At 69.1% G+C, this 13,295-nt stretch carries 11 protein-coding genes; 9 read left to right on the top strand and 2 right to left on the bottom strand.

All coding sequences use genetic code 11. The features are described from left to right. Nucleotides 1–35: 35 nt before the first annotated feature. Entirely contained in the window at nt 36–1,217 is a 1,182-nt protein-coding gene (locus ASC59_RS09275) for a MalY/PatB family protein (RefSeq protein WP_055821224.1), read from the bottom strand. A gap of 134 nt (nt 1,218–1,351) precedes the next feature. Between ASC59_RS09275 and ASC59_RS09270 the strand changes: the two genes are divergently transcribed. From ASC59_RS09270 to ASC59_RS09260, 3 genes are all read left to right on the top strand, one after another. Further along, nucleotides 1,352–3,037 (top strand): ABC-F family ATP-binding cassette domain-containing protein, encoded by a 1,686-nt coding sequence (locus ASC59_RS09270; RefSeq protein ID WP_055821222.1) that lies wholly within the window; start codon nt 1,352–1,354, stop codon nt 3,035–3,037. 66 nt (nt 3,038–3,103) lie between these two features. Then, the gene (locus ASC59_RS09265) at nt 3,104–4,222 is read left to right on the top strand and encodes a GuaB3 family IMP dehydrogenase-related protein (RefSeq protein WP_055821219.1); all 1,119 of its coding nucleotides are present in this window, start codon (nt 3,104–3,106) and stop codon (nt 4,220–4,222) included. Nucleotides 4,223–4,257: 35 nt separating this feature from the next. Further along, on the top strand, nt 4,258–5,985 hold the full coding sequence (locus tag ASC59_RS09260; RefSeq protein ID WP_055821216.1) for a glycerol-3-phosphate dehydrogenase/oxidase: 1,728 nt from the start codon (nt 4,258–4,260) through the stop codon (nt 5,983–5,985). A 196-nt stretch (nt 5,986–6,181) separates the two neighbouring features. Here the strand turns inward: ASC59_RS09260 and ASC59_RS09255 are convergent, their stop codons facing one another. Next, a complete protein-coding gene (locus ASC59_RS09255; protein WP_055821214.1) occupies nt 6,182–7,081 on the bottom strand; it encodes a hypothetical protein in 900 nt (299 codons plus the stop codon). Between the two features lie 269 nt (nt 7,082–7,350). On the opposite strand from ASC59_RS09255, the gene ASC59_RS09250 reads away from it, so the two are divergent. The 6 genes from ASC59_RS09250 (at nt 7,351) to ASC59_RS09225 (ending at nt 13,249) form a co-directional block, all read left to right on the top strand. Continuing rightward, a complete protein-coding gene (locus ASC59_RS09250; RefSeq protein ID WP_055821211.1) occupies nt 7,351–7,875 on the top strand; it encodes a cation:proton antiporter regulatory subunit in 525 nt (174 codons plus the stop codon). A 3-nt stretch (nt 7,876–7,878) separates the two neighbouring features. Then, nucleotides 7,879–9,219, top strand: a complete 1,341-nt coding sequence (locus tag ASC59_RS09245) for a cation:proton antiporter (protein ID WP_055821207.1) — start codon at nt 7,879–7,881, stop codon at nt 9,217–9,219. A gap of 4 nt (nt 9,220–9,223) precedes the next feature. Then, complete coding sequence (locus ASC59_RS09240; protein ID WP_235492641.1) at nt 9,224–10,021, top strand: SURF1 family protein; 798 nt, start codon at nt 9,224–9,226, stop codon at nt 10,019–10,021. Between the two features lie 10 nt (nt 10,022–10,031). Next, a complete protein-coding gene (locus ASC59_RS09235) occupies nt 10,032–10,490 on the top strand; it encodes a DUF3817 domain-containing protein (protein WP_055823104.1) in 459 nt (152 codons plus the stop codon). After that, entirely contained in the window at nt 10,487–12,064 is a 1,578-nt protein-coding gene (gene guaA, locus ASC59_RS09230) for a glutamine-hydrolyzing GMP synthase (RefSeq protein ID WP_055821199.1), read from the top strand. Before ASC59_RS09235 ends, guaA begins: the two co-directional genes overlap by 4 nt. A gap of 237 nt (nt 12,065–12,301) precedes the next feature. After that, a complete protein-coding gene (locus tag ASC59_RS09225) occupies nt 12,302–13,249 on the top strand; it encodes an L-lactate dehydrogenase (protein ID WP_055821196.1) in 948 nt (315 codons plus the stop codon). Nucleotides 13,250–13,295: the final 46 nt, after the last annotated feature.

Here is a 13,295-nt window from a genome sequence, read left to right as displayed (position 1 = left end):
CTGGTCTCGATACGGCTGCTCGCTTCGCTCGCGGCCTACTCGACCAGCGGAGGTAGCGGTGGGCGTGCGGCCAGATCGGCCAAGCGGTCGACCGCCTCACGGAGGATCTCGGGCGAGGTGCCGAAGTTGAGCCGGGCATGTCCGCGGCCCTCCTCGGCGCCGAACTCCGGGCCGTTGGCCAGAGCCACCCTGGCGTGCGCGAGTGCGTATGCGGCCGGGTCGTCGCCCCACCCCAGAGCCGAGAGGTCGAGCCAGGCCAGGTAGGTCGCGTCGGGAATCCTGTAGCGCACAGCCGGCAGCTTCTCCGCGAGCAGCTCGCCGAGCAGGGCCGCATTGGAGTCGAGCGTCTCGCGCACTCCGTCGAGCCAGATGCTGCCTGCTGAGAACGCCGCGATGCTCGCGATCTCGCCGAACAGCCCGGTCCTCCACTGCACCTCGATGGGGAACCCAGAGCGCACGGCGTCGCCCCGGTCGCTCGCCGAGATGACGAGAGCGCACTTGAGGCCGGCGGTGTTGAAGGCCTTGCTCGCCGAGGTGACGGCGACGCCCACCTCGCGGGCGGCATCCGACACCGACAGGAACGGCGAGTACGCGGCACCCTCCCGAAGCAGGGCGTTGTGGATCTCGTCGCTCACGATCGTGGCCCCGTGCCGCAGCGCGATGTCGGCGAGGACGCGCAGGTCGTCGGCCGTGTGGACCAGGCCGACGGGATTGTGCGGGTTGCACAGCACCATGGCGCGGGCGCCGGCCGCGAACGCGGTGTCGATCGCATCGAGGTCGAGTCGCCAGCCGTCGTCGATCCCGCCCAGCAGCGGGACCTCGACGATGCGCGCCGACGCCTCGGGGGCCAGTTCGAAGAACGGCGGGTAGACCGGCGGGGTGATGATCACGCCGTCGCCGGGTCGGGTGACCTGACGCAGCACCTCGACGATGCCGAGGCTCACATCGGCCGTGCTGGTGATCCTCTGCGGGTCGACCTCCCAGCCCCAGCGCTCCAGCGCGAATCCGGCGAAGGCCGTAGCCACGGCCAGGCGGCTGGAGACGTAGCCGGTGTCAGAGCGATCGACGGCCGCGTGCAGGGCCGCGGCGATGGGCGGCGCCAGCGGGAAGTCCATCTCGGCGACGGTCAGCGGAAGGACGTCCGCGGGGTGCATGCGCCACTTCTCGCTGGTGCGCTCGCGGAGCAGGTGGAGGGGTTCGGCGTCGATCCTCGTCATGGCCCCAGCTTGCCGCATCCGTCCGGCGCTAGGGGGTGCTGCTGCCGAAGGGACGGATCGGTGTATCCTGATCGGCTGCCCACCCGCGGCGCCCGCAGCTGTCGGGCTCAGGCGATCACGAGGACTTCCTGCTCATGGGCTACATCGACGTCAGCGACGTCTCCTTCACCCTTCCCGACGGCAGGCCCCTGCTCGATGCGGTGTCGTTCCGCGTCGGCGAGGGCGTGACCGGTGCTCTCATCGGCGCCAACGGCGCAGGCAAGTCGACGCTGCTGCGCATCATCCGTCGCGAGCTGGCCCCGGATGCCGGTGTCGTCTCCTTGGCCGGCGGCCTCGGCGTCATGGACCAGTTCGTCGGGCATGCGGCATCCGGCACCGTGCACGACCTGCTCGTGTCGGTCGCCCCGGTGCGGGTCAGGGGAGCGGCGATCGAGCTGGAGGCGAGCGAGAACGCGCTCATCGAGCACGACGACACCGCCACCCAGATGCGCTATGCCACGGCGCTCGCCGACTACGCCGACGCTGGCGGCTACGACCAGGAGACGGTCTGGGACACCTGCACGATTGCGGCTCTGGGCATCCCCTGGGACCGAGCCCGCTACCGCGACGTCACCTCGCTCTCGGGCGGTGAGCAGAAGCGGCTCGCCCTCGAGGCCCTGTTCCGCGGCCCGGAGGAGGTGCTCCTGCTCGACGAGCCGGACAACTACCTCGACGTGCCGGGCAAGCGCTGGCTCGAGGAGCAGCTGCGCGCGACCCGCAAGACCGTGCTGCTCGTCTCGCACGATCGCGAGCTGCTGGCTCGCGCGGCCGACCGCATCCTGACGGTCGAACTCGGTGCGGCCGGCAACACCGTCTGGGTGCACGGCGGAGGGTTCGGCGACTACCACGAGGCCCGCGACGCCCGCATGGACAGGCTCGACGAGCTGCGTCGGCGCTGGGACGAGGAGCACGCGAAGCTGCGCACGCTCGTGCAGACGTTGAAGACCAAAGCCACGTACAACGACGGGATGGCGTCGCGGTACCAGGCCGCCCAGACGCGGCTGCGCAAGTTCGAGGAGGCGGGCCCTCCCGAGGAGCGACCGCCGGCACAGGACGTCTCGATGCGGTTGCGCGGGGCGCGCACGGGCAAGCGCGCCGTCGTCTGCGAGCGGCTCGAGCTCACCGGCCTCATGCGGCCGTTCGACCTCGAGGTCTGGTACGGCGAGAGGGTGGCCGTGCTCGGCTCGAACGGATCGGGCAAGTCGCACTTCCTGCGCGCGCTCGCCCGGGGCGGCACAGAGCCCGATCGGATGCTCGGCCACGTGACCAGCATCGGGCAGGGGCTCGCACCGGTACCGCATACCGGCCGCGCCGTGCTCGGCGCACGCGTGGTGCCCGGCTGGTTCGCCCAGACCCACCACCATCCCGAACTCGCCGGCCGCACGCTGCTCGACATCCTGCACCGCGGCGACGAGGGACGCACCGGTCTGCCGCGCGAGGCTGCGAGCTCGGCGCTCGACCGCTACGGGCTCGTGCGCTCGGCACAGCAGAACTTCGAGTCGCTCTCAGGAGGGCAGCAGGCGCGGATGCAGATCCTGCTGCTCGAACTCTCGGGCGCGACACTGCTGCTGCTCGACGAGCCGACGGACAACCTCGACCTGGTCTCGGCCGAGGCGCTCGAGGAGGGCCTCGCCGCCTTCGACGGCACGGTGCTCGCCGTGACCCACGACCGCTGGTTCGCCCGGGGCTTCGACCGCTACCTCGTCTTCGGCGCCGACGGCGAGGTGTACGAATCGGATCAGCCGGTCTGGGACGAGGCGCGGGTGGCACGGGCACGGTGACGCCCCGCTGAGGCCCGGCCATCCGCAGGCCGCGTTCAGGCTCCGCAGTAGGCTGGAGTCGTGAGTATGGAAATCGAGATCGGTCGCGCCAAGCGCGGTCGCCGTGTGTATGCGTTCGACGACGTCGCGATCGTGCCGAGCCGGCGCACCCGCGACCCAGAGGACGTCTCGGTGACGTGGTCCATCGACGCCTACCAGTTCGACATCCCGTTCCTCGCCGCCCCCATGGACTCCGTGGTCTCGCCGACGACGGCCATCATGATGGGACAGCTCGGAGGTCTCGGCGTGCTCGACCTCGAGGGCGTCTGGACGCGCTACGAGGACCCGGAGCCGCTGCTCGCCGAGATCCGCAGCCTTCCGCAGGACAAGGCGACACGTCGCATGCAGGAGATCTACACCGAGCCGATCAAGCCCGAACTCGTGACCGAGCGACTCGCCGAGATCCGCTCAGCAGGCGTCACCGTGGCCGGAGCCCTGTCGCCGCAGCGCACCCAGGAGCTCTACGAGACCGTCGTCGCCGCCGGCGTCGACCTGTTCGTCATCCGCGGCACCACAGTCTCGGCCGAGCACGTGTCCAAGAGCACGGAGCCGCTCAACCTCAAGAAGTTCATCTACGAGCTCGACGTTCCCGTCATCGTGGGCGGCGCAGCCACCTATACGGCCGCGCTGCACCTGATGCGCACAGGAGCCGCCGGTGTTCTCGTCGGCTTCGGCGGAGGAGCGGCATCCACCACCCGAGCGGCGCTCGGCATCCACGCCCCGATGGCCACGGCCGTCGCCGACGTGGCCGGTGCTCGCCGCGACTACCTCGACGAGTCCGGCGGACGCTACGTTCACGTCATCGCCGATGGCGGCCTCGGCACCAGCGGCGACATCGTCAAGGCGATCGCCTGCGGTGCCGACGCCGTGATGCTCGGATCGACCCTGGCCAGGGCGACGGATGCCCCCGGCGGCGGCTACCACTGGGGTGCTGAGTCGCACCACTCCAAGCTTCCTCGCGGCAACAGGGTGCAGGTCGGCACCATCGCCCCGCTCGAGGAGATCCTCTACGGCCCGGCGCCGGTGGCCGAGGGAACGGCGAACCTCGTCGGAGCGCTCCGCCGCTCGATGGCGACGACCGGATACTCGGACCTGAAGGAGTTCCAGCGCGTCGAAGTTGTTGTCGCGCCGTATCAGGGCAACTAACGTCGAAGTAACGACTCGCCTCAAGGAGGCCAACGATGGCATCTACGAACAACGTCAGCCGATCGTCCAAGCTCGGCCCCGAGGAACGCGCGGCCGCGCTGACGAGGATGAAGGAGCGAGAGCTCGACATCCTCGTGGTCGGAGGCGGCATCGTGGGGGCCGGAGCGGCGCTCGACGCCGTGACCCGCGGACTCAGCGTCGGGCTGCTGGAGCAGCGCGACTGGGCGTCGGGAACGTCGAGCCGGTCGTCGAAGCTCGTGCACGGCGGCATCCGGTACCTGGAGCAGCTCGACTTCAGGTTGGTGCGTGAGGCGCTCATCGAACGTGGGCTGCTTCTACAGCGCATCGCCCCGCACCTGGTGAAGCCGGTGCGCTTCCTGTACCCGCTCAAGAAGCGCGTGATCGAGCGCTTCTACATCGGCGCGGGCATGCTGCTCTACGACATCTTCAGCTACAGCGGCGGGCGCCCGCCCGGCGTCCCGCATCACCGTCACCTCTCGAAGAGGCAGGTGATGCGCGCGATCCCGTCGCTCTCCAATGACGCCCTCGTCGGGGGAATCACGTACTACGACGCCCAGGTCGACGACGCGCGCTACGTGTCGTCGCTCGGCCGCACGGCGTCGTTCTACGGGGCCCACGTGGCGACCCGCGTCAAGGTCGAGGGCTTCATCAAGGTCGGCCAGCGTGTCGTCGGCGTGCACGCGCATGACCTGCAGACCGGTGAGCGCTTCGAGGTGCGGGCCAAGCAGGTCGTGAACGCGACAGGCGTGTGGACCGACGACACCCAGCGCATGGTGGGCGAGCGAGGCACCTTCAAGGTGCGCGCGTCGAAGGGCATCCACCTCGTCGTGCCGCGCGACCGCTTCCAGTCGTCGATGGGACTGCTGCTGCGCACGGAGAAGAGCGTGCTCTTCGTCATCCCGTGGGGCAGGCACTGGCTCATCGGCACGACGGACACCGACTGGAACCTCGACAAGGCGCATCCGGCAGCCACGGCGGCCGACATCGACTACCTGCTGGAGCACGTCAACAGTGTGCTGGCCACGCAGCTCACCCGCGAGGACGTCGAAGGCGTCTATGCGGGCCTGCGGCCGCTGTTGGCCGGAGAGAGCGAGCAGACGTCGAAGCTCTCCCGCGAGCACCTGGTGGGCCACAGTGTTCCGGGTCTCGTCGTGATCGCGGGCGGCAAGTGGACGACGTACCGGGTGATGGCCAAGGACGCCATCGACGCGGCCGCCGACGCCCTCGATGGTCGCATCCCCGCATCCACCACCCAGGAGATCCCCCTGCTCGGAGCGGAGGGCTACTGGGCCGCGTGGAACAAGCGCCGCAAGATCGCCAAGGCGTTCGGGGTGCACACCGTGCGCATCGAGCACCTGCTGAACCGCTACGGCACCCTGACCGACGAACTGCTCGACCTCATCCGAAGCGATGCCTCCCTCGGCGAGCCCCTGCCCGGTGCCGACGACTACCTGGGCGCCGAAGTGGTCTACGCCGCCTCTCACGAGGGTGCCCTGCACCTGGAGGACGTGCTCGCCCGACGCACCCGCATCTCGATCGAGGCGTGGGATCGCGGAGTCTCGGCGGCGCCGGTGGCCGCCAAGCTCATGGGCGGGGTGCTCGGGTGGGACAAGGAGCGTCAGGAACGCGAGGTGGCGAACTACCTGAAGCGCGTCGCCGCCGAGCGGCAGTCGCAGGAGCAGCCCGATGACGAGTCGGCCGACCGCGTGAGGCTCGAGGCGCCCGACATCATGACGCCGTAGGGGGCCGTCGCCGGCGCCGCCGTAGAGGAGCGCCCGGTCTGCTGCCGTGCGCCATTTCGCGGGAGTCTGCGCCACCTGACGTGGCGCAGACTCCCGCGAACTGGCGTGGGGCGGCGGGAGAACGTCAGGAACGTGGGCGACGCGGAGTGCGCGGGAGTCCGAGGGCGAGCAGGATGGCGGCGAGCGGGGCCCCGTGCTACGCCTCGGCCCAGTCCCATCTCCCGCAGGTCCAGCGCATGGCGGAGCGCACTGCGTCCTCGCGCTTCTTCTCCGCGGCGACGATCTGCCCGGGTGAGCGGCGGTCATCGGGGCCGGGCAGGAGTCCCAGGTACTTGCCGTCCCCGTCGGCCTCCCCCCACGCCGCGTATTCGGGCCACGCGAGATCGAGGTGGACGGTCGACCCGGAGGGCAACGTGACCGGATACTGCAGCGTCGGAGCGGGGAACCCGAGCTCCTCGATGCGGAGCCGGCTCAGAGTCTCGAGCGGACTCTCCGCCAGGGTCGTCGCCCGATCGAGGACGGCGGCCACTCGCCTGCTGCCCGGGAACGGCAGCCGCCGCTCGAACGCTGATCGCAGCTCCTCCGACGTGCACAGCGGCTCTCGTTCCCCGAACCGGTCGACGCGGAGGGCGGCATCCGCCATCACGAGTGCTTGGAGGAGCGAGCGCGATCGAGCCACGTCGATGACCGTGTCGGGCACGGCGGTTGCCACGACCCCGTCGACCACGACGAGTTCAGCGGGGTCGCGTCGACCCAGCTCCACGACGCCGTTGCGTCTGCGACCCGAGCTCGTGGGCGACAGGAGGAACACCTCCGGGCTGAATCCGTCGACGACGGGCAGCCCATGCATGACCGCGGCCGTGAAGCCGGCGTAGACCGGACGAGCTCGTTGCTCACCGACCGCGAGCGCACGAGTTCGGTAGCTCTCCCGTTCGGTCAGATCGCGATGTGCCGTCTCGGGCATGTAGACGCCGCGTCTCATGCGCACCAGCTCGCCGGCGCGTCGGGCCGAACGCAGGGTGTCGGCCATGCCGACCTCGCCGGCGCGGCGGGAGAGCACGAGGTTCTCGGGGGTGGTGGGCAGGGGAGCTCTCATGGTCCGATGATCTCGCCGGGCGTCCGGGCCATTCGCGGGCATCCGAGGTCCGAACACCGGCGCTGTCGCCGCCGCCGCGGGGGAGGAGCGCCCGGTCGGGTGCCGTGCGCCAGTTCGCGGAGGTCTGCGCCACACCATGTGGCGCAGACGCCCGCGAAGTGGCGTGGGGCGAGGCGCAAAGGGTACGGCCGGAGCCCGGCGATTCGGGTGCCGCTGGCCCTCTTGTTAGGGTGGAAGGACTGTCCCCGAGACGTAACGGAGTTCCAGCCATGGTCGATGTTCGGCGCGTCAAGCTCCCCGGGGTCGGGGTGTTGCACACCTTCATCACCGACGACGGCGGCAAGGTCGGCGTGATCGCGCATCGCTCCGGCCACAGTGACCTCGTCACCTTCTCCGATGAGGAGAACGACGCCGAGAAGGTGTCGCTCCGCCTGAACGAGGACGAGGCCCACACCCTCGCGGAACTGCTCGGCGGAACGCAGATCACGGAGACCCTCACGGCACTCGACCAGATTCCCGGGCTCTCGATCGACTGGTTCACCGTCGACTATGACGACCACATCGCCGGTCAACCCCTGGGCGATCCGGCGGATGCCGGCGTGGCCGGGCTGACCGTCGTCGCCGTCGTGCGCGGCGAATCGGCGAACCCGGCTCCGGCTCCCGACTTCAAGGTCTTCCCCGGCGACACCCTCGTGGTGGCCGGTGCTCCGGACAAGGTGCTCAAGGCGTTCGCCTACTTCCGCACCGGAAGCCGCCCCGCCACGTCGGCCACCGACGCACCGCCCGGAGGCTGAGTCATGCACTTCGGCCCAGAACTCATCACGCTCGGCATCCTGCTGATCGTCGCGTACGCGCTCGGACGCCTGGGAAAGATGGTCGGGCTGCCGACCATCCCGATCTACATGATCGTCGGGCTGCTCGCCAGTCCGCACACGGGATGGTTCCCGCTCAACTTCGAGAACCACTACATCGAGCTGATCGCGGTCTTCGGGCTGATCATGCTGCTGTTCAACCTGGGCCTCGAATTCGACCAGGACGAGTTCTTCGGCAACGCGGGCAAGCTGTTGATCTCGGGCGGCTCCTACATCGTGCTCAACATGGGCGCCGGGCTCCTCTTCGGCTTCCTGGTCGGATGGGGACCTCGGGAAGCGCTCGTCATCGCCGGGATGACGGCGACATCGTCGAGCGCCATCGTCACGAAGCTGCTGATCGAGCTCAAGCGCCTGCCCAACCGAGAGACGCCGATGATCCTCGGCGTGACCGTGGTCGAGGACATCTTCATCGCCGTCTACCTGGCGATCGTCTCGGTCGTGCTGAGCGGGGAGACCGACATCGGGCCGATCCTCATGAAGCTCGGCATCGCGTTCGCGTTCCTCGTGATCATGTTCAGCGTCGCCCGGTGGGGCGGCAAGTTCGTCGGTCGCATCTTCCGCACCAAGGACGACGAGCTCTTCACCATCCTGTTCTTCGGCCTGGCCGTCATGTTCGGCGGCATCGGCGAGGTGCTCGGGGTGACGGATGCGATCGGCGCCTTCCTCATCGGCCTCGTGCTCGGCGCCACCCGCTTCCGCAACAAGATCGAGCACATCGCGCTGCCGCTGCGCGACGTGTTCGGAGCCTTCTTCTTCCTGAACTTCGGCCTCGCCATGGACGTCGGCGCGTTCCCCTCGGTTCTGCTGCCCGTGGTCATCGCCATCGTCATGACCATCATCCTGAACGTGGCCGCCGGTCAGTTCGTCGCCCGCATCAACGGCCTCGGGGTTCAGGCAGGCATCAACGCGGCCGTGATCCTGCAGAACCGCGGCGAGTTCGCGCTTATCCTGGCGACCCTGTCCGTCGGTGCGGGACTCGACGACCGGATCACCCCGTTCGCCGGCCTCTACGTGCTGGTCATGTCGATCATCGGACCGCTGCTCGCGGCGAACTCCGAGAAGATCGGGGCGCGCATCATCCGGAAGAAGCCGGAGAAGCAACGCAGGGAACGCGATCCGATGCTGGCCGAGGAGATCGCCCTGATGGAGGCGGCCACCGCCGGCCTCAGCACGAGCCGCAACGACGAGACGGCCGAAGCGGTCGAACGACTCATCGACGTGACGGACAATGGATCAGACACACCCCGCTCGAAGGACGACGACTAGATCCATGCTCCGGATGATGGTGCGCCCGCGCTGGGTGCTCGCACTGCTCGCTGCCCTCGCGATCGCGGCCGGATTCGCCGTGCTCGGTCAGTGGCAGCTCAGCCGCGCCGTCGAATCCTCCCGGGTGGAGACGCACCCGACCGAGACCATCGTGCCGCTCGCGGAGAAGGCCGAACCGTCAAAGCCCATCCGGCAGACCTCGACCGGCCAGATGGTCTCGGTCACCGGGCGATGGGTTCCCGGCGACGAGCAGGTCATCGGCGACCGCGTGAACGCGGACGCGACCGGGTTCTGGGTGGTCAGCCATCTGGCGGTGGATGCGGCCGGTGAGCCCGGCATCCCCGTGGCACGCGGCTGGGCGGCCGATGAGAAGACCGCGCGCGCAGCCGCCGCGGACCTGGCCGATGAGAGCACGGATCCCGTGACGGTCATCGGCCGCCTCCTGCCGACCGAGGCACCCGAGGTTCCGGATGAGGGCGCAGACCCGCACTCGATGACGACGGTGTCGACAGCGGCGCTCATCAACCTCTGGGCCGACTTCGACAACCGCGACGTCTACGCCGCCTACCTCGTCCAGATCGAACCTCCCGCCGGGCTCACGGCCATCGACTCGCCGCCGCCGCTGCAGGACGTCGAACTCAACTGGCTCAACATCTTCTACGCCGTCGAGTGGGTCGTCTTCGCCGGCTTCGCGATCTTCCTGTGGTACCGGCTCGTGCGCGACGCATACGAGCGCGAGCAGGAGGAGGCAGCGGATGCGCTGGCCGAGGCCTCGGCAGAGGCGGCCTCCAGCGCGCCGTAGAATGGTGAGCATGCCGCTCGCACCCAAACCCGCTGATTTTCCGCGCATCCGGGGGGCTGTGAAGTTCTACCAGGTGGCCTCGGTCATCACCGGAACGCTTCTGCTCGCCCTCTGCGCCGAGATGCTCCTCAAGTACGTCGGAGGTCTCGAGATCGAGCTCGCCGGTCCTTCGGGCTTCCTCGCGCTCGTTCCGGAGGGAACGACCACCGCGGTGAACCTCTCGACCGGCATCCTGATCGTGCACGGCTGGTTCTACGTCGTCTACCTGTTCAGCGACTTCAGGCTGTGGAGCCTCATGCGCTGGCCGTTCACGAGGTTCATCGTCATCGCGCTCGGCGGCGTCATCCCGTTCCTGTCGTTCTTCCTCGAGGGCCGCATCGCCCGCGAGGTGAAGGCGTACCTCGCGACCCGGGAGGCAGAAGCCGCTCCCGTCGCCCAGACCACCCCCACCGTGGAGGCCACACAGTGAGCGAGACCTCGCAGCGCCCAGTACTCGTCGTCGACTTCGGGGCGCAGTACGCGCAGCTGATCGCTCGACGCGTTCGTGAGGCATCCGTCTACTCCGAGATCGTGCCGCACACGATCACCGCGGCCGAGGTGGCCGCGAAGAACCCGATCGGCATCGTGCTGTCGGGCGGACCATCGTCTGTCTACGAGGAGGGTGCGCCCGCGCTCGACACCGGCATCCTCGAACTCGGGGTCCCGACGCTCGGCATCTGCTACGGCTTCCAGGTCATGGCCACCCAGCTCGGCGGCGAGGTGGCCCACACCGGGCAACGCGAGTACGGCTCCACCGCCGTCACAGCGCGCACCGACGACGGCAACCAGTTGCTCGGCGGCCAGCCGTCTTCTCAGACCGTGTGGATGAGCCACGGCGACTCGGTCGCCATCGCGCCCGACGGCTTCGAGGTGCTGGCGTCGACGGCGTCGACTCCCGTCGCGGCCTTCGCCAACGACGAGAAGCGCTTCTACGGCGTGCAGTGGCACCCCGAGGTGAAGCACTCCGAGTACGGCCAGGACGTCATCGTGAACTTCCTGCACAAGGCAGCGGGCATCGCCGCCGACTGGAACAGCGGCAACGTCATCGCCGAGCAGGTCGAGAAGATCCGCGCCCAGGTCGGTTCGGCCCGTGTCATCGCCGGGCTCTCGGGCGGCGTGGACTCGGCTGTGGCGGCGGCCATCGTGCACGAGGCCGTCGGCGACCAGCTGGTCTGCGTCTTCGTCGACCACGGCCTGCTGCGCCAGGACGAGCGCCGCCAGGTCGAGGTCGACTACGTCGCCGCGACCGGCATCCGTCTGGTCACGATCGACGCACGCGAGCAGTTCCTGAACGCCCTCGCCGGCGTCTCGGATCCCGAGACCAAGCGCAAGATCATCGGGCGCGAGTTCATCCGCTCCTTCGAACAGGCAGAGCGCGATCTCATCGCCGAAGCCGACGCCGACGGCGAACCCATCCGCTTCCTCGTCCAGGGCACCCTGTACCCGGATGTCGTGGAGTCGGGTGGCGGGTCTGGCACGGCCAACATCAAGAGCCACCACAACGTCGGCGGACTCCCCGAAGACCTCATGTTCGAGCTCGTCGAGCCGCTGCGCGCGCTGTTCAAGGACGAGGTGCGCGCCATCGGTCGTGAGCTGGGGCTGCCCGAGGAGATCGTCGGACGCCAGCCGTTCCCCGGCCCCGGCCTGGGCATCCGCATCGTCGGCGAAGTCACCGAGGCACGCCTCGAGCTCCTCCGCCACGCGGATGCGATCGTGAGGGCCGAGCTCTCGGCCGCCGGTCTCGACGGCGAGATCTGGCAGTGCCCCGTCGTGCTCCTCGCCGACGTGCGCTCGGTGGGCGTGCAGGGCGATGGCCGCACCTACGGGCACCCGATCGTGCTGCGCCCCGTCTCCTCCGAGGACGCCATGACGGCCGACTGGACCCGGCTGCCCTACGACGTGCTGGCCCGCATCTCGAACCGCATCACCAACGAGGTGGCCGACGTGAACCGCGTCGTGCTCGACGTCACGTCGAAGCCGCCGGGAACGATCGAGTGGGAGTAGGTCTGCTGGTCGCTTTCGCGGCCGGATAGCTCGCTCCCGCTGGTCGAGTAGCGACCGAGCGCAGCGAGGACGCGTATCGAGACCATCTCAGGCGTGCGAGTCAGCGGAGTTCGGCGTGATCGGGCGACGGATGCGTCTGCATCGGCCTGTTCTCGGCTCGAACTCCGCTGACTCGTACACGTCACGGTCATCGGCGCGCGGTGGCGTGCTCGCTCCTCTGCACGGGAGGATGGGCACATGGCTGAGATCGAGAACTCGAAACTGACCGTCGTCGGCGCCGGAAGCGTGGGGGCCAGCCTCGCGTATGCCGCGCTCATCCGCGGCTCGGCCCGACACGTCGCCCTGTACGACATCGACGCGGCGAAGGCGGAGGCCGAGGTCCTCGACCTCGCGCACGGCACCCAGTTCACGGGGTCGAGCACCATCACCGGCGGCGCGGACATCGGGGTGGTCGAGGGATCGAACGTGATCGTGATCACCGCCGGCGCGAAGCAGGAACCCGGCCAGACACGGCTCGACCTGGCGGGCACGAACGCGCGCATCCTCGAGAAGCTGATGCCGGCACTGCTCGAGCAGGCTCCCGACGCCACCTACGTGCTCGTCACCAACCCCTGCGACGTGCTCACCGTCGTCGCCCAGAAGATCAGCGGACTGCCGTCGCATCGGGTGTTCTCCTCGGGCACGGTGCTCGACACCTCGCGACTCCGCGTTCTTCTCGCCCGACGAGCCGGAGTCGCGACATCGAGTGTGCACGCCTACATCGTGGGGGAGCACGGCGACACCGAGTTCCCGCTGTGGTCGAACGCCACCATCGGAACGGTGCCCCTGCTCGACTGGGGCGGAGGCACCGTGTTCGCCGCCGACGAACTGGACGACATCGCCGCAGAGGTGCGCGAGGCCGCCTACGCCGTGATCCGAGGCAAGGGCGCGACCAACTACGCCATCGGACTCTCGGGTGCCCGCATCGTCGAGGCCCTCCTGCAGGACGAACACGCAGTGATGCCCGTCAGCACCGTGCTGAACGACTACCACGGCATCGACGGCATCGCCCTGTCCGTGCCCAGTATCGTCAGCGCCTCCGGGGTGCGACCCATCCGCGAGACGCCGTTCTCGGAGCAGGAGGAATCGCGGCTGCTCGCGTCCGGCGAGGCACTCCGGAGCTCGCTCGCGTCACTCGGATACTGACGCGAGAATTCTTTTCCCACGCTGTCGATCCCAGCGGCATCCGTTC

Source organism: Leifsonia sp. Root1293 (assembly GCF_001425325.1).
Classification (GTDB): Bacteria; Actinomycetota; Actinomycetes; order Actinomycetales; family Microbacteriaceae; genus Orlajensenia.
Note: the sequence above shows the minus strand (reverse complement) of the source record. Positions and strands in the feature narration are given on the sequence as shown.